Annotated in this window: 21 protein-coding genes; 7 read left to right on the top strand and 14 right to left on the bottom strand. The window is 47.4% G+C overall.

The window, feature by feature from the left end:
• Window positions 1-52: 52 nt before the first annotated feature.
• From DP_RS16740 to DP_RS16735, 3 genes are read left to right on the top strand one after another with little or no spacing between them, the layout of a single operon-like run.
• Window positions 53-1759, top strand: coding sequence for a sensor histidine kinase (locus DP_RS16740; RefSeq protein WP_162096634.1), 1707 nt, complete (start codon window positions 53-55; stop codon window positions 1757-1759).
• Window positions 1746-2147, top strand: coding sequence for a response regulator (locus DP_RS07555; protein ID WP_011188729.1), 402 nt, complete (start codon window positions 1746-1748; stop codon window positions 2145-2147). The genes DP_RS16740 and DP_RS07555 overlap by 14 nt, the downstream gene beginning before the upstream one ends.
• A 14-nt stretch (window positions 2148-2161) precedes the next feature.
• Window positions 2162-2803 carry an ATP-binding protein gene (locus DP_RS16735; protein WP_156792228.1) on the top strand — a complete coding sequence of 214 codons (642 nt, stop codon included), beginning with the start codon at window positions 2162-2164 and terminating at the stop codon, window positions 2801-2803.
• Between the two features lie 98 nt (window positions 2804-2901).
• Here DP_RS16735 and glyS read toward each other — a convergent pair whose 3' ends face one another.
• The 7 genes from glyS to DP_RS07515 form a co-directional block, all read right to left on the bottom strand.
• Window positions 2902-4971: a glycine--tRNA ligase subunit beta gene (glyS, locus tag DP_RS07545; protein ID WP_011188727.1), complete on the bottom strand. Its 2070-nt coding sequence runs from the start codon at window positions 4969-4971 to the stop codon at window positions 2902-2904.
• Between the two features lie 137 nt (window positions 4972-5108).
• Window positions 5109-5813 carry a GTP cyclohydrolase, FolE2/MptA family gene (locus tag DP_RS07540; RefSeq protein WP_011188726.1) on the bottom strand — a complete coding sequence of 235 codons (705 nt, stop codon included), beginning with the start codon at window positions 5811-5813 and terminating at the stop codon, window positions 5109-5111.
• Window positions 5814-5918: 105 nt separating this feature from the next.
• Window positions 5919-6281, bottom strand: coding sequence for an RNA polymerase-binding protein DksA (dksA, locus tag DP_RS07535; protein ID WP_011188725.1), 363 nt, complete (start codon window positions 6279-6281; stop codon window positions 5919-5921).
• Window positions 6282-6320: 39 nt separating this feature from the next.
• Window positions 6321-6815: a cyclic pyranopterin monophosphate synthase MoaC gene (moaC, locus tag DP_RS07530; RefSeq protein ID WP_011188724.1), complete on the bottom strand. Its 495-nt coding sequence runs from the start codon at window positions 6813-6815 to the stop codon at window positions 6321-6323.
• Window positions 6816-6836: 21 nt separating this feature from the next.
• Complete coding sequence (gene dnaJ, locus DP_RS07525; protein WP_011188723.1) at window positions 6837-7958, bottom strand: molecular chaperone DnaJ; 1122 nt, start codon at window positions 7956-7958, stop codon at window positions 6837-6839.
• 20 nt (window positions 7959-7978) lie between these two features.
• On the bottom strand, window positions 7979-8242 hold the full coding sequence (gene rpoZ, locus DP_RS07520; protein ID WP_041277765.1) for a DNA-directed RNA polymerase subunit omega: 264 nt from the start codon (window positions 8240-8242) through the stop codon (window positions 7979-7981).
• Window positions 8243-8316: 74 nt separating this feature from the next.
• On the bottom strand, window positions 8317-9630 hold the full coding sequence (locus tag DP_RS07515) for an adenylosuccinate synthase (RefSeq protein ID WP_011188721.1): 1314 nt from the start codon (window positions 9628-9630) through the stop codon (window positions 8317-8319).
• A gap of 365 nt (window positions 9631-9995) precedes the next feature.
• Between DP_RS07515 and DP_RS17405 the strand changes: the two genes are divergently transcribed.
• Together DP_RS17405 and tatC are read left to right on the top strand one after the other, a co-directional pair.
• Window positions 9996-10445, top strand: coding sequence for a twin-arginine translocase TatA/TatE family subunit (locus tag DP_RS17405; RefSeq protein WP_083818947.1), 450 nt, complete (start codon window positions 9996-9998; stop codon window positions 10443-10445).
• Complete coding sequence (gene tatC, locus DP_RS07505; protein ID WP_011188719.1) at window positions 10432-11208, top strand: twin-arginine translocase subunit TatC; 777 nt, start codon at window positions 10432-10434, stop codon at window positions 11206-11208. The genes DP_RS17405 and tatC overlap by 14 nt, the downstream gene beginning before the upstream one ends.
• Before the next feature lie 29 nt (window positions 11209-11237).
• Here tatC and DP_RS07500 read toward each other — a convergent pair whose 3' ends face one another.
• The gene (locus tag DP_RS07500) at window positions 11238-12248 is read right to left on the bottom strand and encodes a radical SAM protein (RefSeq protein WP_011188718.1); all 1011 of its coding nucleotides are present in this window, start codon (window positions 12246-12248) and stop codon (window positions 11238-11240) included.
• 65 nt (window positions 12249-12313) lie between these two features.
• Complete coding sequence (locus DP_RS07495) at window positions 12314-12823, bottom strand: nucleoside deaminase (protein WP_011188717.1); 510 nt, start codon at window positions 12821-12823, stop codon at window positions 12314-12316.
• Between the two features lie 184 nt (window positions 12824-13007).
• On the opposite strand from DP_RS07495, the gene DP_RS07490 reads away from it, so the two are divergent.
• On the top strand, window positions 13008-13355 hold the full coding sequence (locus DP_RS07490; RefSeq protein ID WP_049785034.1) for a hypothetical protein: 348 nt from the start codon (window positions 13008-13010) through the stop codon (window positions 13353-13355).
• A gap of 58 nt (window positions 13356-13413) precedes the next feature.
• Here the strand turns inward: DP_RS07490 and DP_RS07485 are convergent, their stop codons facing one another.
• The 5 genes from DP_RS07485 to DP_RS07470 all read right to left on the bottom strand — a co-directional run bounded on the left by DP_RS07485 (window position 13414) and on the right by DP_RS07470 (window position 19190).
• A complete protein-coding gene (locus DP_RS07485; protein WP_041277764.1) occupies window positions 13414-13878 on the bottom strand; it encodes a hypothetical protein in 465 nt (154 codons plus the stop codon).
• A 30-nt stretch (window positions 13879-13908) separates the two neighbouring features.
• Window positions 13909-14388, bottom strand: coding sequence for a 3-dehydroquinate synthase family protein (locus tag DP_RS19370; RefSeq protein WP_456151369.1), 480 nt, complete (start codon window positions 14386-14388; stop codon window positions 13909-13911).
• A 15-nt stretch (window positions 14389-14403) separates the two neighbouring features.
• Window positions 14404-14988 carry a 3-dehydroquinate synthase family protein gene (locus DP_RS19365; RefSeq protein WP_011188714.1) on the bottom strand — a complete coding sequence of 195 codons (585 nt, stop codon included), beginning with the start codon at window positions 14986-14988 and terminating at the stop codon, window positions 14404-14406.
• Window positions 14989-15102: 114 nt separating this feature from the next.
• Complete coding sequence (gene sat / locus DP_RS07475; protein WP_011188713.1) at window positions 15103-16380, bottom strand: sulfate adenylyltransferase; 1278 nt, start codon at window positions 16378-16380, stop codon at window positions 15103-15105.
• A 359-nt stretch (window positions 16381-16739) separates the two neighbouring features.
• Window positions 16740-19190, bottom strand: a complete 2451-nt coding sequence (locus DP_RS07470; protein ID WP_011188712.1) for a heavy metal translocating P-type ATPase — start codon at window positions 19188-19190, stop codon at window positions 16740-16742.
• A 94-nt stretch (window positions 19191-19284) separates the two neighbouring features.
• Here DP_RS07470 and DP_RS07465 point away from each other — a divergent pair, with 94 nt between their 5' ends.
• Complete coding sequence (locus DP_RS07465; RefSeq protein WP_011188711.1) at window positions 19285-19476, top strand: heavy-metal-associated domain-containing protein; 192 nt, start codon at window positions 19285-19287, stop codon at window positions 19474-19476.
• The last annotated feature ends 55 nt before the right edge of the window (window positions 19477-19531 follow it).

Below are 19531 nucleotides of genomic sequence, written 5' to 3'. Positions count from 1 at the left end.
CTGAAACTAAATAATATCTTCATAATGAGATCTTCAACCTATGAATTTTTTCATGACATTTATAAAAAAAATAACCCCGAAATTGCTCAGCTCCCAGGCAAGGGAGGAAGCAGGTGGCAGGGATTATCGCAGGCTCCGCCAACTCCTCTTTTTCACCATGCTTCTTATAGCCTGGGGGCCGGCCCTGCTCATCTCCCTACTGAGCTACCAAAACTACGTCAGCCTGTTACAAACCGAGGAACAGGCGCAAATAAAATGGCGGCTTGATGGGTCCGTTGGCTCACTTACGGCCATGATAGACAATGTTAAATCAGTGGTATATTTTATCTCTATAAATGACACCTTTCAGGATCTCACAGAAGACGGCAATATAGATAGCCTTCTCGCCCTAATTAAACAACAGTATAACTTTATTGCAGATATTGGCGTTATTGATGACACAGGAATACAACAGGCCTACTCTGGTCCCTATGGTCTCTATGGAGAAGATTATAGCCGGGAAGATTGGCTTGAAATCGTAACGAAGAAAGGTCTTTATATCAGCCAGGTCTACCTGGGACACCGTAAGGTGCCCCACTTCGCCATAGCCGTAAGCAGCTATGATCCTATCAGACAAAAACTGTGGATACTACGGGCGACCATAAACGCCACCTCCCTCGAAAAAATCGTGCAAACCATCAAAACCAAGGCTTCGGAAGATCTCTTTCTAATTGACGACAACAATATTATCCAAACAGCATCAACTATTTTTGGTCCTCCTCTCTCAAAATATGATCCAGACATCTTGCACCCTAGCAATAAAAACAACTCGGCAACACATGCCCACAGCCTCTATGCAATAGGCAAAATCATCAACAGCCCCTGGTCTCTGGTGCTCATTGAAAAAAAATACCTTGCCCATAAACAGTGGACATCTTTTTGCACCAGGCTTTTCCTCATTCTCAGTGCTTGCCTCCTGACCAGCACTGCGGTTGTTTACGCCATTGCCTGCGCCCTAAAAGATCTCATTCGCAAAACAGATGACATCCAAATCGCTCTCCTCCAAGAGGCTGAGCACACCGACAAACTTGCCTCCATTGGTCGGCTGGCCGCAGGTGTTGGCCATGAAATTAACAATCCCCTTGCTATTGTTAATCAAAAAAATGGCCTGGCAGAAGATCTACTGAGCCTCTCCCCAGACTTTGAACATAGGGCAGCCATCAGCAAGTGCCTGAAATCAATTGACCAAAATATAGAGAGATGCAAAACAATCACCCACCGCCTACTTGGCTTTGCCAGACGCGGAGAGGTTGAGCTCAGGGAGGTTCAAATCAATGATATCATTCGTGACGTACTTTCTTTCTTAGAAAATTCTATAATGTATAGTAAAATCAATCTAGTTCTCCGACTTGAAGGAGGTTTGCCCGACGTTTATGGCAACAATGTACAACTCCAACAGGTCTTCCTAAACATTATAAATAATGCCATTGATGCTACTCCAGACGACGGTAATATTACCATCACCACCCATCTGCTTGCAGAAGAGGTACAAATTATTATTCAGGATACAGGCGAGGGCATATCAAAGGAGTACCTCCCCCACATATTTGAACCATTTTTCACCACAAAAGAAACAGGCAAAGGCACAGGGCTTGGCCTCTCAATCACCTATGGACTTGTTAAAAAAATGGGTGGCGACATCATCGTCCAGTCCCATATTGGCGGGGGTACAGCCTTTACCATCACCATACCAGCACTGGGAAAAAATGAAGAAAACTAATAATAAAAAAGAAATTAAGGTACTTATTGTCGATGATGAAATTGAATTTGCCGACACCCTTATGACCCGCCTCAACCTACGACAGTATAAAGCTGAAATGGCAAGCTCCGGTCAAGCCGCCATTGATCTGATCGGAAAGAATTCTTTTGATGTCATCATCGTTGACCTGAGAATGCCGGATATCAATGGCCTCGAATTGCTCAGCTATATCAAGGGAAAAGGCCTGGCTACCGAGGTCATTATTCTTACAGGGCATGGCTCTTCTGCAAGTGGCAGTGAAGGAATAAAACGTGGTGCCTTTGACTATCTCATGAAACCCGTTGACTTCCATCTCCTCCTCGAAAAAATAGAAGGCGCATTTACAAAATCAACAACAGAAGAAGCCTAAAAATGGGGAAAAACATGGTTCAACAAAAAGAGGCTCATCAGATTTGTCTTGAGGTATTTTCAGAGGTTTTCGCTTCGATTTCCCATGAAATCAAAAACACTCTGGCCATAATCAACGAACACGCAGGTCTACTGGAAGATTTTGCCCTGCTTGGGGCAGATGAAGGCACTATTGAAATCAGCCGTGTCCAAAAGGCAACGGCAGGTATCCATAAGCAGGTAAAACGATCTAATAAGATTGTACAAAGAATGAACATGCTTGCCCATAGCACAGACAGAGGACGGGGCCCTATCTCCGGGCAAGAGTTAATCGGATTCTGCATCGAACTCAGCGAAAAAAAGGCTCTTGCCAAAAATATTACCGTCCGCCTGGAATGCCCGGCACAGGTAGAGATTCATCATTCCCTGCCAATCCTGGAAGCCCTTCTTTTCTTATTGTTAGACAAAAGCTATCAGCTATGCTCGGAGGGCGAAGAGATCGTCCTTTCCTGGCAAATATCCGGCCCCCAATATTCTCTGCAATTGGCAGCAAAAACTCTGGCCAGTCAGGGGCAGAAGGTCGTAAAGGATGCAGCAATAGCATCACTGGCTACACACCTGCAAGCAAAAATCACCCCTAGCCCGAATGGCATCACCCTCCAGCTTAATAAGGACTGAGCACAGAGGAACTGTAGTTACTAAACTATGAAATGAAATACGCATAAAAAAACCCGTGGAGAATTATCCACAGGTTTTTTGTTTTATCCCAGCTTTGGCTAGTCCTGCATCTTCGAGATATCACCTATCTGCATAACAAGATCCGCCAGGGCGGTGAGCAGGTTCAAACGATTTTGCCGCACAGCATCGTTCTCGGCCATCACCATAACACTCTCAAAAAACGCATCCACAGGCTCTTTCATCTTGAGCATTACCATCAGGGCAGCAAGATACTCTTTTTTCGCGACAAGGTCCTGCATCTCTGCGGCCACCAGCTGAAAAAGAGAGAAGAGATTACGCTCTGCATCCTCCTCAAAGAGATCGGTTTGAACCTCTACCGCAGTATTGTTCTTAATAATATTACGAATACGCTTAAAGGAGGCGGCAAGTACAGCAAAGGAGTCTTCCTTGCGTACCTCCATCAGGGCCTGAATACGGGCATGGATATCGCCTAAATCATCAAAGCCCAGACTAAGAACAGCTTCAACAGCTCCGGCATTTTGACCGCGACTCACACAGTCGTTAGCCAATCTCCCCCGCATAAAATCAATGATTTTTTCCACTGTTTCGTTGCCGCCGTTGACCTTATCTCCGTAAAGGGCCAGGGCCTTGCCCACCATTTCATGCAAAGAGATGGTATAACCACGCTCAGAGATAATATGAAGCACGGCCAGGGTCAAGCGCCGCAGACCAAAGGGATCAGCAGTACCCGTAGGGATCTGACCAATACCAAAACAACCGGCAATGGTATCAAGACGATCGGCAAGGCCCACTAAGGCGCCAAGATCGGTGTCAGGTAACTCTGCCCCGGCACGTTTTGGCATATAGTGCTCCTTAATAGCCAGAGCCACACCCTCTTTTTCGCCATCATTGGTGGCATAAGCTGCACCCATAACACCTTGAAGTGAGGTAAACTCCCCCACCATGTCAGTGATAAGATCGGCCTTACAGAGAGTCGCTGCCCGACAGGCATCTGCAACCAGACTATGGTCAATTACCTCGGCAAGGCTACGGGTCAACTTAACAATTCGTTCAGTCTTCTCAGCCATGGTGCCAAGTTTTGTCTGAAAGACAATGCCGGCAAGAGAGGCTACCCGACTTTCCAGGCTTGTCTTCTTGTCACCGGCAAAAAAGAAGATCGCATCGTCAAGACGGGCACGTAAAACTCGTTGATGGCCCTTACGGGTCACCTCACTATCAATAACCTTGGTGTTATTTACCGCAACAAAACCATTAACCAAGGCACCTGCATCATCAACAATGGTAAAGTATTTTTGGTTCACTCGCATGGAGGTTGTCAGTACCTCATCGGGCAGATCCAAGAAACTCTTAGCAAAGACGCCACAGACCCCATATGGATATTCAACGAGGTTGGTCACTGTATCGACTAACTCTTCATCCACAGCCAGAGTACCCTCGACAAGAGTGCTCTCAGCCAAGGCCCTATGAATCTCCTCCACAACCTTGGCCCGGCGCTTTGCAGGGTCAACAATTACATTATGCTCAAGAAGTAGCTCCTCATAGGAGGCGGCATCTTTCACCACAAAATCTACATTGGCCATAAAGCGATGGCCACGACTGGTATGAGCAGAGACGATATCACCATGCTTAAGGGCAACAACATCCTCACCAAAAAGAGCCAGCAACCACTGAATAGGGCGGGCAAAAGTCGTTGTATAACTTCCCCATCTCATGGATTTTGCAAAAGAGAGTTCGCCAATGAGTTCTTCAAGAAGCTTTGGCAGAAGAGCTACAGTCTCCTGTCCCTTAAGCTCACGCACCAGCATAAGGTACTCGCCCTTTGCCGTTTCTACTACCTGAAGATCTTCAACAGAAGCTCCCTTGGAACGGGCAAAGCCCTGGGCTGCCTTGGTGGGATTACCATCGCCATCAAAGGCCGCCTTTTTGGAGGGCCCGAGAAGTTCCTCAAGGATATCATCCTGCTTTAGGGCAAGATCCTTGACAATGATGGTTAAACGGCGTGGACTACCAAGAGTTACCACCGCACCATGCTCTATCTTAAGCTCTGCAGCCTTTTGGATAAACTTCTCTTTCAACTGCTGAAGAGACGGGCGTTGAAATCCCGCTGGCAATTCCTCGGTTCCAATTTCAAATAGTAGATCACGCATAGCTATCAATAAATAAAGGTAAAGGTAAAGGTAAGGGGGACTTGAAAAGTTGAAGCTTTCAAGATTCCCGTAGGAAGATATAAATATTCTCCACCAATAAGGGGCACACAGCCGGGACACACAGAGGAACAAAGCGACTATAGGTTAGACTCAAGCTGAGCAAAGGTGCTAAAATTTTCACTTTGATGGTGAACTGTCAAAGAAAAACTCTCCACCTCATCTATCAGCGCCAGGGCTCCACCAATACGATGGGCAAGCTCTGTTGTTGAGGTAGCCACCTCTGAATCATGCCCTATAGGACTTACCTCAATAGCCCCCTCAACCTGCTCAATAATATCCTCAATCCAGTAAAATTTCTCCAGATGCAAAGAGAGATCGACATGACCCCAGCGAGTCCTATTTTCCCCTGAGGTTATTGAATAGTATATAGGAATATCAAGACTTAATCGCAGGTTGCTCTCTTCTTGCAATGAGCCACAAAGACCACAATTATACTTTGTTAACAGGGCAGTAGCATCAACCTTATCACGTTGCAGGAAATAGGGAAAGAACATTTCCAGATGCGAAGCCGCAGCCGAAAGTCTCTCCTTCATTTTTTCAAGAATCTTGATGAAGTTTTGTAAATCTATCTCACCATGACACTCGGCAAGAATCTGGACAAAACGACTCATATGAGTGCCCTTGAAATGATGCGGCAAATTCACATACATATTGACCTGAGCAATGGTATGTTGCTTTTTCTGGGCCTTATCCAAAACAACAATTGGGTAAGATACTGTTTTCACCCCAACCTTGCGAATATCCACCTGGCGGGTATCTCTTTGATTTTGTATATCTTTCATGCTGTAACAATAGGAGTACTGGTGGAAGGGGTAGGACCAGCAACAAAAGGCACATCTGCCTACTGGCCCGTTAGGATCAAAGCTACAAGAAAAGAAAGGGAAAAGCTATTCTGCGACAGATTTCTCTTCATTTTCTTGTAGTGTTTTACAGTCAATACAAAGGGTTGTTACGGGTCTGGCCTCAAGGCGCTTCAGGGTAATATCTTCCCCACAGGCCTCACAGATACCAAATTCACCCTCTTCAAGCCTAACAATAGCCGCATCAACCTTACCGAGCAGTTTACGCTCCCGGTCACGAAGACGCAACTCAAAATTTCGGCCAGATTCGACCGTAGCCCTGTCATTAGGATCTGGGATATTTGCCGTCTGATCGGTCATATCACCGAGGGTTTTATCAACTTCTTGTAGAATTTCTTGACGCTTATCCAGCAACTGCTGACGAAAATGTTCCAACACATCTTTATCCATTAACAATCTCCTTCAATACGATCTTATAAATATCAACAATTAGTCTTTACGAATAAATATACCACTTTTTCCGCCTGTCTTTTTCAGCAGACGAATATCACTAATTTTCATAGATTTGTCAACGGCCTTACACATGTCATAAATGGTCAGGGCCGATATAGAAACCGCTGTGAGGGCCTCCATCTCGACACCAGTTTTACCAGTCATGCCAACCGTGGCAAAGATATTCACCGTATAGCTCTCATCCATAAGTTCAAAATCAATGGTTGAGCTAGTTATCAAAAGGGGATGAGCAAGAGGAATAAGCTCATCTACCTTCTTTGCTGCCATAAGTCCTGCAATTCTCGCAACACCAAGCACATCCCCCTTGGCCATAGTACCCGCCTTAACAAGTCTATAGGCCTCAGGATTCATAGAAATAGATCCTGCGGCATAAGCCTTACGGTTTGTCTCACCTTTGGCACCGACATCAACCATATGCGCATTGCCGCTCTCATCAAAATGACTCAGTGGTGATTTTGTCTCAGAATCCATAGCCCCCTCAAAGATACAATATTATTTGTTTTTTCCAAGAACTTCATCAAAAAGTTTTGCAAAAAAGCCCTTCGTTTTTTCGTGCTGGCCATGTTCCTCACAAAAAGAGTGAAAATCCCGAAGCATTTTCTTCTGCTCTTCACAAAGACCGGTGGGGGTTTCCACATGAAGCTCAACCACCATATCACCGTTACCCCGACCTCTAAGAGAGGGGACACCTTCACCACGCAGAGTGAATCGCTCTCCGGATTGGCTACCAGCAGGTATTTTCAAATTTTTCTTGCCATGAACAGTGGGAACATCAACCGTATCACCAAGAGCTGCCGTGGTCATTGACACAGGCAAACGACAGTAAATTGTGTCACCATCACGTTCAAAAAATTCATGGGATGATACATGGACTATGACGAAGAGATCACCGGAGGGACCACCACGACGTCCGCCTTCACCCTCACCACGCAAACGCATACGAGCGCCCGTATCAACTCCGGCAGGAATTTTGATAGCAACAGTCTTAGTCTTTTTGACCAGACCTTCACCATGACAGTCATTACATGGCTCTTTAATCACCTGGCCCTCGCCCTCACATTCCGGGCAGGTTGTACTGACCTGAAAAAATCCTTGCGAACGAAGAACCTGGCCACGACCATTACAGGTGGGACAGGTCTGAGGCTGATAGCCCGGCCGACTTCCTGTTCCCTCGCAGGTCCAACAGGTTTCACGACGAGAAAGCTTCACCTCTTTGGAGACACCTTGTATCGACTCCATAAAAGAGATAGAGACATCGTAACGCAGATCATTTCCCTCAATCGGCCCATTTCGACGCGCCTGAGATCTTCCACCACCGCCACCAAAGCCAAATAAATCGCCAAAATGAGAGAAAATATCACCGGCACCGCCCGTATCACGCTGGCCATTATTCTTTAACCCTTCGTGACCATAGGTATCATATATTCGGCGTTTACTTTCATCACGAAGTACTTCATAGGCCTCAGTACACTCTTTAAAAAGAGTCTCAGCTTCCTTGTCCCCTTGATTGCGATCCGGGTGATACTTCATTGCCAACTTGCGGTAGGCCTTTTTTATAGTGCCCTGATCCGCATCTCGTTCAACAGATAATGTTTCGTAATAATCAATAGTCATGAAATCTTAATACCTACACATTATTCAGCAGATTTGCCCATTGCTTTGCCTGATTCAGGCAAAACTCCATCTACCATATCAGGTAGTTGATCAATGTTTGCAAGGGTTACCTTGCCTGCAGCGATTTCACGTAGGGTGTTAACAACTTCCTTATTTCTCTCACCTGCAAGAAAAGGCTCTCCCTGACGATGCTGATGAATACGTTTTACAGCAAGGTGAATCAAATTAAAACGATTGTCTTTTCCTACCTGATCCAGACAATCTTCAACAGTAATTCTAGCCATATTAAAACCTCTTATGCTATTTATGCCATGGGCCGCAACCCATGGCAAGATATCCCAACCCCAATAAGGAGCTGTTATTTACAACACTTCTTTGTTTCAAATGGGTTAGAGAGCATCATGGTCTGTGCACGATCCGGCCCAACGGAAACTATATTAGCAGGAACACCAGTAAAATCCTCAATACGACGAACATAATCCTTTGCCTCTGTTGGCAGGTCATCGTAGTTGCAGATACCATCGACTTCATCAGCCCAACCAGGAACCTCTTCGTATACAGGTTTAAGCGCCTCAGCATCCTTGATATTATTTGGCATTGCATGCAATTTTTTACCATTCAGATCGTAGGAGCTTGCCATTTTGATGCTCTTTTGCCCACTAAGGACATCAAGCTTGGTCAAGGCCCAACCGGTAAGTCCATTGAGACGAACAGCATCGTTTGCCACAACTCCATCAAACCAACCACAACGACGACGACGACCGGTGGTTGCACCAAACTCAGAACCCTTATTCTGCAGTTCTTCGCCTTTTTCGTCAAAAAGCTCCGTTGGGAAAGGACCAGAACCGACACGGGTGGTGTAAGCCTTAACGATACCAACAACAGCATCAATATGAGACGGACCAAATCCGGAACCGGCACAGGCATTACCTGCAACAGTATTCGAAGAAGTTACAAATGGATAGGTACCGTGATCAATATCAAGCTGAGTTCCCTGAGCACCCTCAAAGAGGATATTCTTATCAGCTCGGCGTGCCTCATCAAGGGTAACAGAAACATTACCAAAATATGGGGAAAGTTGTTCAGCAAAATCCATAAATTGACGATAAACAGAATCAAAATCAACCGCAGGTGCACCAAATTTTTTGGTGAGAATAAAGTTCTTCTCTTCAATGGCACAACGAAGTTTTTCTCTGAAAAGGTCTTCGTCAAGCAAATCACCTGCCTTAATTCCTACACGACCCACCTTATCCATATAGCAAGGACCAATACCACGACCGGTGGTACCAATTTTATTGCTAGCTGACAGGGCAGACTCTTTAGCCTGATCAAGCTGTGAATGGTATGGCATGATGAGATGAGCGTTATCACTGATCATCAAGCGATTTGGTTTCACCTCCAGGCCCCTCTCTTTAAGACTTGCCATCTCTTCAAGCAATACGCCCGGATCAAGAATAACACCATTACCGATCATACAGGTCTTCTCTTCGTACAAAATACCTGAAGGAATAATATGAAAGACAAACTTCTTACCATCTACAACAAGGGTATGCCCTGCATTATTGCCGCCTTGAAAACGAACAATATAATCAGAGTATTTTGTCAATAAATCTACAATCTTTCCCTTACCTTCATCACCCCATTGGGCACCTACAACTACAACACTGGACATCTACTCTCTCCTATTAGGATTGGAAACTGTCACTAGATTCAGCATAAAAATTTAAAATAACGATTGCTTGCGAAACGTTACATGACATAAAAAAAGAAGAGGCCTACGAACCCAGTCGCCAACCTCGCAAGAAAAACAGGGTATTTTAGCAAAATCAAGAGCAAAAGTCAATCATTGAAATTTTTAGTAAGAAACCTCTACACCCCGCCCCCCAACCCCAAGAAACAAGACCTTAGGCTTAAGAAAAACCTGACTGAGACTGCAACAGAGCAGAGGGGGTGTTATTGACACCAGAGATAAAATGACGTAAAATCTGCCAGTCTCATCCCTCAATAACATTGTCCCATAACGAAAAAGGAAATACTATGTTTGGAATCGGCCTGCCGGAAATGATTCTCATCCTTGCCCTTGCCCTGATTGTTGTCGGCCCAGACAAACTTCCAGAACTTGCCCGCTCCATTGCCAAGGGCGCCATGGAGCTGAAAAAAACAGCAGAGGGATTCAAACAATCCATAGAGAAAGAGGGTAACCCTCTCAGCGAAACAAAAAAAGAGTTGGAGGATGCCGCTGCTGCCCTGAAAAGCAATCTTCTTGCCACTCCAAACTTCAAAGACGGCCTCGACAAACTCCCCGACACCTCGGATCTGGGTGAGGCAGGCGCGGCCTACCGGGAACTGATGAAGAACACCAGCGTGGACGCGGTTGACACCAGCACCTTCATTGAAATTGAGCCGGAGAGCGAGACGGATAAGAAAGAAGAAAAGCAAGATTCTCCTGGTACTGATCATAAGGAGAAAGAGAATGGGGCATTATAATCTCGAACAGACAATTCCAATGCTTGAACGTAGCCTTGCCCTCTTTCGCCCGCATCACCTGGAGCTACGCAAAAGGATTATCCGCATCGGCATTGCAATTGTTCTCTGTTCTGCAGTTGCCTATATATTTTCCGAACAAATTGCCCGGGCATGCATTACGCCACTGCAGGAGGCAAGCCCTCTTGTCTACAAATTGGTATACACCAATCTCCCCGAGGCCTTTCTCGCCTATATCAAGCTTGCCCTCCTCATTGGCCTTATATGCAGCATGCCCTACTGCATATACCAGAGTTGGGCCTTTATTGCGCCCGGTCTCACCAAGAAGGAGAGGAGCATCGCCAGAACAGTGGTCTTCTGGTCAACCCTGCTCTTTCTGGCCGGGGGGAGTTTTGCCTTTTTCATTATACTGCCCAAAATACTCTCCTACTTTATGAGCTACACCTCGGAGGCCATGAGGCCACTACCCAAGCTCGGACTCTACCTGACCTTTGTCGGACGAACCATCCTGACCTTTGGCATTGCCTTCCAGATCCCATTTCTTATGCTGATGGCCGGCAAAGCAAACCTCGTACAGGCCCGCTACTTTCGCCAGAAGAGGATGTACTTCTATATAGCCATCATCACCCTCTCCTTTCTCCTCTGCGCAGGCGACCTTATGGCCTCGGCCCTTCTCTCCGGCCCCCTGTTCCTCCTCTACGAATCAGGCATTTTCCTCAGCGCCCTCTTCAACAGAGTTAAGGCAAGCAAGAAGGATGATGCTTAGCCCTATGACCTGGCGGCCGGACAGAACCTCTAGCGAGTTACACCAACCATCTCCTGCTTAAGCATACAGCAGGAGATCTTGTTCTCCACCACCCCATCCCGATAGCTGATGTTTTCAGGCTGAAGCAGTTTATTCATCACACACCCCTCAGCTATATCAAGAGAAAAGAAATTCTTTTCAGTCAAACCCTCCCGCGCCTGCAGCTGACCATCTTTAATGCAGTAAGAGTGGAGCGGATAATCCTCACAGAGAGGACACTGATAGACCCGGCCATTGGGAAAGACAAAATAGTTCTCTGCCACATTGCCCGCACACTGAAAGACCTCCCCGTCCCCTAAAAAGACCTTGGGCCAGGTTACATGAATCCCTCTGGCTGCGGCATCTGCCGCCACTGCCGGCACCACCTCGAACCAACGACGCCGATCTACCTGCAGATCCCCCTTACCAGCCTTGGCCGACTCTCCCCGCAGGCCAATGACCTGAATAAAAAACCGTTCCACCCCAAGGGAATCAAGAAGGGCAGGCATACGATCCAGCGCCTCTATATTACGACCGCTGACCGTATAGATAAGACTGACCCGAAAGCCCTTGGCAATTGCCCTGCGAATATTAGCTACGCAGACATCATAAACACCTTCACCACGGACGGGATCATTAACCGCAGCATCGGGCCCATCAAGGCTAAAGCTGAGATAATCCAACTCCTCAGGACTTGTTCGCTCCAAGAGATCATGGTGCAGATAGCCATTGGAATCAACGGTTACGGAAAAGCCCTTGGCCTTAGCAATCGATATTATCTCGGCAAGGTCCGGGTGGAGAGTGGGCTCACCTCCCAGGAGGATAAGGTTAGACTTTTTTTCAGCATCAGCAAAGAGATCAAGCCAATGGGCAATGGTCTCTTTATCAAGGGTATTACTACCGTGCTGCTCGGGATTGATATAGCAGTGCGCACAGGAAAGATTACACGCAGTCAATATATGTAAAAAGACATTACGCTCCCCTGCCTGGAAGCCCACAGTCCGCGCCACAGAATCCACCATAATAAATCTCCTTTATAAAAACTTGGCCCAAGCCACAGGGCCCTCTATATTTTAAATTTCACCCATCACGGCAAGGTAGACGTCTGACCAAGGGTGTAACGACAGAGCAAACTATCCTGCAGATATGGCTGAGGTCGACTAAAAAATTGCTGAAACAAGCGCAGACTCCGCGCCCGCAGAACATGGGGCCTGATATTCATCCTGATGCCCGCATAGAGCGGAGCAAGCTGAGAGAGGGGCAGGCTCGTACCACCACCCATCGCATCCTCATAGGCATAGACAATATTGCGCACGCCATTAACAATAAGGGCACTATAACACATCAGACAGGGTTCCATGGTCGAATAGACCACCAACTTTTCCATATCAGCTGGCTGGCCCTGAGCCAATAAGGTGCGCAGGGCATTCATCTCGGCATGATCCAACTCATTGGCAGAGACAGAGTTGCGCCTCTCGCCCACGGCCACCACCTCTCCCTGAGAAACAATTACACAGCCAACGGGAAATTCGCCCGCGACCAGAGCTCGCTCAGCCTGCGCCAGAGCCACCTCCATAAAAGATTCATCAACGTCCAACCTAACCTCCTCTCCATATATATAAACAGGGTAATTATATCTTTTTACTGGACAAGCGCCCGGTCCTTACTGCTATAATAACATGATTCATTTCTACAGCAAGGCGAACAAAAACCTAACTTGGGCACTACTCTACAATAAGGCATTAAGATCTAGCAAGAAAACAACTCTCTACAGGAAAATAATGATAAAATTCAAAGACCAGTGGACTCTTGAAATGGCAATGAAAATTGTAACAAATCAAACAGTTGACTCTGAGACATGGGGTGAAGCTGTCGAATGGATCATGCTCTACGGCCCCCATGATATCCAGAATCTTCTCCTGATGGCCTCTGCCCAGGCAACCACCAACGCCTTCCCCCGGCTCAAGCCCTGTTCCTATAGCCCCGACGGACAACCCTGCTACAACACAGCAGAACTTGCCGAAGAGTTGCAACTAACAGAGGAACAGGTTCAAGCCATTATCATCGAAAAGGAAAAAATCTACCGGGGCCAAAGCATTATCTGGGGAGCAAAACCTACCCTACACTAAAGATCTGTTACAAAATAAGATGGCCCGAAGCTGAGAGGCAAGATGCTCATGTTATTTCCTAACAAGCCCAAAGATACTGGGCAAGAGGGTAGACCCTCTCATTACGCCGAGGCAGATCCTCACCACCAACAACGAGATGGCGAAAGGCAATATCTTCTTCCAGTTGTCCGACACGCTCAGAGTCCACACCTTCGGACAGAACCTTCTTCAGCAACTCTGTCGGAGCAAGACCGGCATCACAGGAAAAGCTCTGCAGAAGATCCACCATGCTCTGCGAGCCATCCACCTCCGCCCCTTTGCCAAGCTGCTCAAAGGCCAAACCTATCTTCTCCTCAGTTAGGCCAGCCAACAGGGCCTCACGCCCCGTGTCAGCAGAGTTCTCACCCAGAAAAAAACGAGACTTTTCAGCAACAAGCCCCGCAGCCCCACAGAGAGGACAGGATGGTTGCCCAGCCCCTTCCGTTTCGCCTGAAAACTTCAAAATGGTATTACAGCCCTTACAGTAAAATTCATATACAGACATCTCGACCATCTCCTTCTCATTAATAAAAGGCTAATCCTGACGTAAAACAGACAAAATTTCTTGTTCAGTCACTCCGTCGCTTATAAGGGTGGCGCCAATTCTCTCCGGCAGGACAAAGACCACCCGCCCGGCCACATTTTTCTTATCCACCTGTAGATAAGAGAGGATATTGTCATTATCATATTCTAGCGGAATCTCTGTTGGCAGACCATAACCGGCAATAATCTCCTCCACCTCCCTCACCTCCTCCGCTGCCAGAAGCCCCTTGGCAAAGGCCAGTCGGCTAGCAGCCACCATGCCTATGGCAACGGCTAAACCATGGATAAGGGAAAAGTGAGACTCCGCCTCTATGGCATGGCCAATGGTATGGCCAAAGTTGAGAATCTTACGCAAACCGCCCTCGCGCTCATCCTCGGCAACCACCTCTGCCTTAATGGAACAACAGGTAAGAATCATCTTCTCTACTGTTTCGGGATCAAGGGCAAGAATCTGCTCCCTGCTCTCCTCCAGAAAATGAAAGAACGTTCAATCCCAAATAACACCATACTTAATCACCTCGGCAAGACCACCAAGCAACTCCTCATGGGCCAGGGTTTCAAGCACCTGAGGATCAATAAAGACGGCCTTGGGCTGATAAAAGGCACCAACCAAATTCTTGCCCTCGGGAATGTCTACCCCAGTTTTTCCGCCAACGGAACTATCCACCTGAGAGAGCAGGGTAGTCGGCACCTGCACAAAGGGAATGCCACGCATATAAGATGCAGCAAGATAACCTGCCAGATCTCCTGTCACCCCACCACCAAGGGCTATGATTGCATCATGACGATCAAAGCGAGCGCGGGCAAGACGAGAGGCAAGGTCTGCAAAGGTGGTAAGATTTTTGTTCTCTTCACCACGGGGAAAAGAGAAGAGCTGAAAGCGAATACCTGCCCTGGTAAGCGAAGCACAGAGCCGATCACCATAGAGACCAGCCACATAATCATCGACAATAATGGCATAACGATTACCCACCTGTAGTTCGGCCAGGCTGTCACCAACCCCGTCAAGACAACCTCTCTCTATCCGAATAGGATAACTACGTGCCCCTAAACCCACTGTTAACTCTGCCATTGACTTCTCCTCTGTTTGTTAAAAATATTCTTCTATTCTTTCTACAACAAACATAAAAAAAGGGGTACCACCAAAAAGGCAGTACCCCTCAAAACTGCAGAGACAAAAAACTTACTACATAGCGCTACCGGAAGCGGCCTTTTGCATCTTCACCTCAACCTTCTCGGTGAGTCCCTCATAGTAGTCACGAAGATAGACAAGCACCTTATCGCGGCCAAAATGATCTACCACCTCGGCACCATCGGAGAGGGCCTTACGAAGCTTGGTACCAGAAAGAATAACACGAGACTCTTTCTTATGAGGACAGGTACGAAGAGAGGCCATTCCGTCACACTCGTAGCAGTAGAAGGTCCAATCGATCTTCATTGGCTTACAGAGAAGATCTTTGCCGGGATCACCGGTTACAGGAACACGGTCAAAAATCTGCTGAGCCTCAAAGAGACCATAGAAATCACCAACTCCAGCATGATCACGACCAATCAACATATTGTTGACACCATAATTTTGACGGAAGGTTGCGTGCAGAAGACCCTCACGAGGACCTGCATAACGCATATCAAGCGGATAACCGGCATTGATTACATTTTCTTTAACAAAATAATTTTCGATAAGAATATCAATGGCCTTAACCCGGGTAGGTGCAGGGATATCACCTGGCTTAAGGTTACCAATCAAGGAGTGAATAAGTACGCCATCACATACCTCTACGGCAATTTTTGCAAGATATTCATGGGAACGATGCATTGGATTACGGAGTTGAAGAGCCGCAACATTTGCCCAACCACGTTCTTCAAACATGGCACGGGTTTCAGCAGGCTTAAGATAAACACCTGGATACTCTGCAGGATACTCTCCCTCGGAGAGAACCTTAACGGGACCGGCAAGGTTAAACTCTTTTTGAGCCTGAACCATGATAACGCCAGGATGATCTTCAGGAGCGAGCTTCCAGAAGTTTCCATCTACGGATTCTTCACCTTCGCCCATGAAAACTTTCTCACATTCCCACTTTTTATCTTCATCAGCCATCTCGTACTTCTCTTCGACCAACATGGTGGCAAAGGTGGTACCATTTTTTACCAGGGCAATCTCAGAGCCTACGGCTACATCTGTTGCATCTGCTGCACTGATATCAAGGGTAATAGGTACAGGCCAGAAGGTACCATCAGCCATTTGAAGGTTCTCACAAACTCCCTTCCAATCAGCTTTGGTCATAAAACCGGTCAGTGGAGAGAATCCACCGATACCCATCATGATAAGATCGCCTTTGGCGCGGTCAGAAATTTCAATCTGTTTAAGTCCTGTTGCCTTCTTCAGCTCTGCTGCTAAAGCATCGCCTTCGAGAAGCGCACAGACCAACCCTTTACCGCCGTGTGGTGCTACTAACTTAGACATAGAATACCTCTTTAGTTAAAAGTTTATAATTTTATATAAAACCTCGCTCCAAGCCATCGGGCCCGTGAGCGTACTGAACTAAAAATGGAACTAGCTATGTAACGTTGAAGTAACTGCTTTGATATGATTATTGAGTATAAAATTAGTTGAAAAAAAGTCAAGCAAAAATATATACTTTGATAGCTGCCCGGCCAAGAAAGCTCTGCCAAAAAACCAAGGCCGAGCAGAAGAATAAAAACGCTGTTATGAGCATACCAATGCTATTGCGAGACTAAACACCCTGTCTGATTCCAGGCAAAAAACATCAAAATTTATTTTAGTCCCGTCTGTATCCCTTTTACTTATATTCCCTAACAATTTTATTTATATCGACGCAAACGCAGGGCATTAGAAACCACGGTAACGGAGCTCAAGGCCATGGCAGTACCTGCAAGCATAGGATTCAGACTCGGTCCACCAAAGGGAACCAGAATACCTGCCGCCACGGGAATGCCTATTATATTAAAAATAAATGCCCAAAATAAATTTTGCCGTATATTTCGCATCACCGCCCGGGAAAGACCAATGGCTGTGACAATATGTTCAATCCTATTACCCATAAGAACAATATCAGCCGCCTCTATGGCCACGTCGGTACCGGCCCCCATAACAACACCAACATCTGCTGAGGCAAGGGCCGGTGCATCGTTTATGCCATCGCCCACCATGGCTACACAGTGACCATTTTTGCGCAGGCGCTCCACCCTCACGGCCTTTTCATCGGGGAGAATCTCTGCCACGACCTTGCCAATTCCTGCCTGTACAGCAATGGCCTTAGCGGTAATTTTCTGGTCACCGGTGAGCATCACCGAAAGGACCTTCATCCTCGTAAGGTCCTTGATTAAGGCAGGAACCTCCTCCCTCAGGGAATCCTCGACAATAAACAGGGCCGCCAGGCTTTCATCAATGGCGAAATAAAGAACGGTCTGACCAAGACAGGCAAAGCGATTCATCTCCTCGGCCTCAGGCAGACCAGTAACCCCGCTTCCCTCCATATACTGAATATTACCAAAGCGAAGAGATAATCCCCCCGCCCTAGCCTCTACCCCATGCCCGACAACGGCCTGAAAATCCTGCACGGGCAGAAGGGGCGCCGAGGCCTCCTCTGCCGCCAGAACAATGGCCTGAGCCAGTGAATGCTCTGAATTTTTCTCTATGGAGGCCGCCAGAGAGAGGATCTCCTGTTCAGGCATTGAACTGCGATTAATAATTTTGACCAACCTCTGCCTGCCATAGGTTATGGTCCCTGTCTTATCAAAGGCGACAAGATCAACTTTTTCTGCCCGCTGCAGGGCCTCACCGTTTCGAATAAGTACACCGAGTTGGGCCCCACGACCTGTACCCACCATAATAGAGGTGGGAGTGGCAAGACCCATGGCACAGGGACAGGCAATAACAAGCACGGCAATAAAATAACGCAGGGCCTCGTGCAGGGGAACGGCTCCGACAAAAAACCACAGGCCAGCAGTAATAAAGGCAATAACAAGAACTGCCGGGACAAAGTAGAGACTGATCTTATCGGCAAGGGCGGCAATGGGAGGTTTTGACCCCTGGGCACGCTGCACCATCGCTATAATTCCGGCAAGTACCGTGCCTGCACCTGTCTGCTCCGTCTCTATCTGCAGGGCGCCGGTGGCATTAAGAGTCCCACCAAAAACAGGATCGCCCTCCCTCTTGGTAACGGACATACTCTCGCCAGTCAGCATGGATTCATCAACACTGCCTGCCCCCGAGACCACCCTGCCGTCAACGGGCAGACGCTCGCCGGGCCGGACCAAAAGAAGGTCTCCCACCTCTATCTCTTCCAGAGCAATTTCCTGATGACTGCCATCGCTATCGATAAGCCTTGCCGTTTTCGGGGTAAGCTTTATCAGGGCGTTGATGGCCCCACCTGTCTTATACTTTGCCCCCGCCTCCAAAAATTTTCCTAAAGAGACAAGGGTAAGAAGGACAGCACCGGACTCAAAGTAAAGATCCATCACCCGCACCTGGGCATCCTGACCCAACAGAATACCCAGCAGATTTGCACAGGAGTAGATAAAGGCAGCCCCGGTACCAATGGCAATAAGAGAGTCCATATTGGGCCCACCCCGAAGGAGAGCGGGAATTCCCCGCAGGTAAAACCTGCGACCCAGATAGACAATGGGCAAAGCCAGGAAGAACTGCAAAGAGGCATAGATGGCAGGTGAGTGTTCCGGAGCAAGGGCTAGCGGCAGGGGCAGACCAATCATCTCACCCATGGTGACATAGAGGAGGGGGAGGGCAAAGAAAATCATCAAAAGCAGAGAGTGCTTTTGATCTGCCAAGGCCTTTCGCCCTCTCTCCTGCCGGAGCTGATCCTCTGCCACCAAATCACTGACAAGCTCTGCCCCAAAACCGAGTTTGGCAACAGCGGCCTTTATCCTGCGCACAGAGGTGGTCGCCTGAATATGGGCTGTTTCGGCGGGCAGATTGACCTCAACGGCCAACACCCCCGGGGTCTGGGCCAGAACTCGCTCTATTCGAGACGAACAGGCGGCACAGTGCATCCCTGTTATTCTAAACTGATAGTCCTTGCCCACCACAGACGAGGGAATAACAAGCTCAAAGCCAAGACCCTTAAGCCGGTCACCAATATCCTTTATAGAGATACGCTCATCAAACTCCAGCTCCACGGATTCATCGGCAAGATTCACCTCTGCTCGACAAACGCCCTCAACTTTTGCTAACGCCCTCTCAATACGGGACGAACAGGCAGCACAGTGCATTCCAACAATTGAATATTTTGCCACAGTATAACCCCTTTCACCCTTCTTATTTTTTTGGTAAAAATATAGTGGATTTAAACCTCAGATGTTAGAATAACCTAAAACAGGAGATCGCTCAATGATAACAATAAAAATAGAAGGCATGAGCTGTGCCCACTGTGTGGCAAGTGTCAAAGAGGCCCTCGCAGGACTTAAGGGGCCAGCAGAGGTAGAGGTGGATCTGCAGGCAGGCGAGGCAAGAATTACAGGTGATATCAAGCGGGAAGATGCCTGCCGACTTATTGAAGAGCAGGGTTTCGAGACAAAATAGTTTCACCCACTATCAGAACAGGAGGAGTATAGTGAAGAGCCTATACTCCCCAACC

The organism is Desulfotalea psychrophila LSv54, assembly GCF_000025945.1.
GTDB classification, from domain to species: Bacteria; Desulfobacterota; Desulfobulbia; order Desulfobulbales; family Desulfocapsaceae; genus Desulfotalea; species Desulfotalea psychrophila.
Note: the sequence above shows the minus strand (reverse complement) of the source record. Positions and strands in the feature narration are given on the sequence as shown.

Bases quoted from the DNA above. Each gene is read 5' to 3' on its own strand.
- DP_RS16735 (WP_156792228.1), top strand. From the start codon at position 2,162: ATGGTTCAACAAAAAGAGGCTCATCAGATTTGTCTTGAGGTATTTTCA.
- dnaJ (WP_011188723.1), bottom strand. From the start codon at position 7,958: ATGACTATTGATTATTACGAAACATTATCTGTTGAACGAGATGCGGAT.
- DP_RS07540 (WP_011188726.1), bottom strand. From the start codon at position 5,813: ATGAAAGATATACAAAATCAAAGAGATACCCGCCAGGTGGATATTCGC.
- tatC (WP_011188719.1), top strand. From the start codon at position 10,432: ATGGGGCATTATAATCTCGAACAGACAATTCCAATGCTTGAACGTAGC.
- DP_RS07490 (WP_049785034.1), top strand. From the start codon at position 13,008: ATGATAAAATTCAAAGACCAGTGGACTCTTGAAATGGCAATGAAAATT.
- DP_RS17405 (WP_083818947.1), top strand. From the start codon at position 9,996: ATGTTTGGAATCGGCCTGCCGGAAATGATTCTCATCCTTGCCCTTGCC.
- rpoZ (WP_041277765.1), bottom strand. From the start codon at position 8,242: ATGGCTAGAATTACTGTTGAAGATTGTCTGGATCAGGTAGGAAAAGAC.
- sat (WP_011188713.1), bottom strand. From the start codon at position 16,380: ATGTCTAAGTTAGTAGCACCACACGGCGGTAAAGGGTTGGTCTGTGCG.
- DP_RS07500 (WP_011188718.1), bottom strand. From the start codon at position 12,248: ATGGTGGATTCTGTGGCGCGGACTGTGGGCTTCCAGGCAGGGGAGCGT.
- DP_RS07515 (WP_011188721.1), bottom strand. From the start codon at position 9,630: ATGTCCAGTGTTGTAGTTGTAGGTGCCCAATGGGGTGATGAAGGTAAG.
- DP_RS07485 (WP_041277764.1), bottom strand. From the start codon at position 13,878: ATGTCTGTATATGAATTTTACTGTAAGGGCTGTAATACCATTTTGAAG.
- DP_RS07465 (WP_011188711.1), top strand. From the start codon at position 19,285: ATGATAACAATAAAAATAGAAGGCATGAGCTGTGCCCACTGTGTGGCA.
- DP_RS19365 (WP_011188714.1), bottom strand. From the start codon at position 14,988: ATGGCAGAGTTAACAGTGGGTTTAGGGGCACGTAGTTATCCTATTCGG.
- glyS (WP_011188727.1), bottom strand. From the start codon at position 4,971: ATGCGTGATCTACTATTTGAAATTGGAACCGAGGAATTGCCAGCGGGA.
- DP_RS07555 (WP_011188729.1), top strand. From the start codon at position 1,746: ATGAAGAAAACTAATAATAAAAAAGAAATTAAGGTACTTATTGTCGAT.
- moaC (WP_011188724.1), bottom strand. From the start codon at position 6,815: ATGGATTCTGAGACAAAATCACCACTGAGTCATTTTGATGAGAGCGGC.
- DP_RS16740 (WP_162096634.1), top strand. From the start codon at position 53: ATGACATTTATAAAAAAAATAACCCCGAAATTGCTCAGCTCCCAGGCA.
- dksA (WP_011188725.1), bottom strand. From the start codon at position 6,281: ATGGATAAAGATGTGTTGGAACATTTTCGTCAGCAGTTGCTGGATAAG.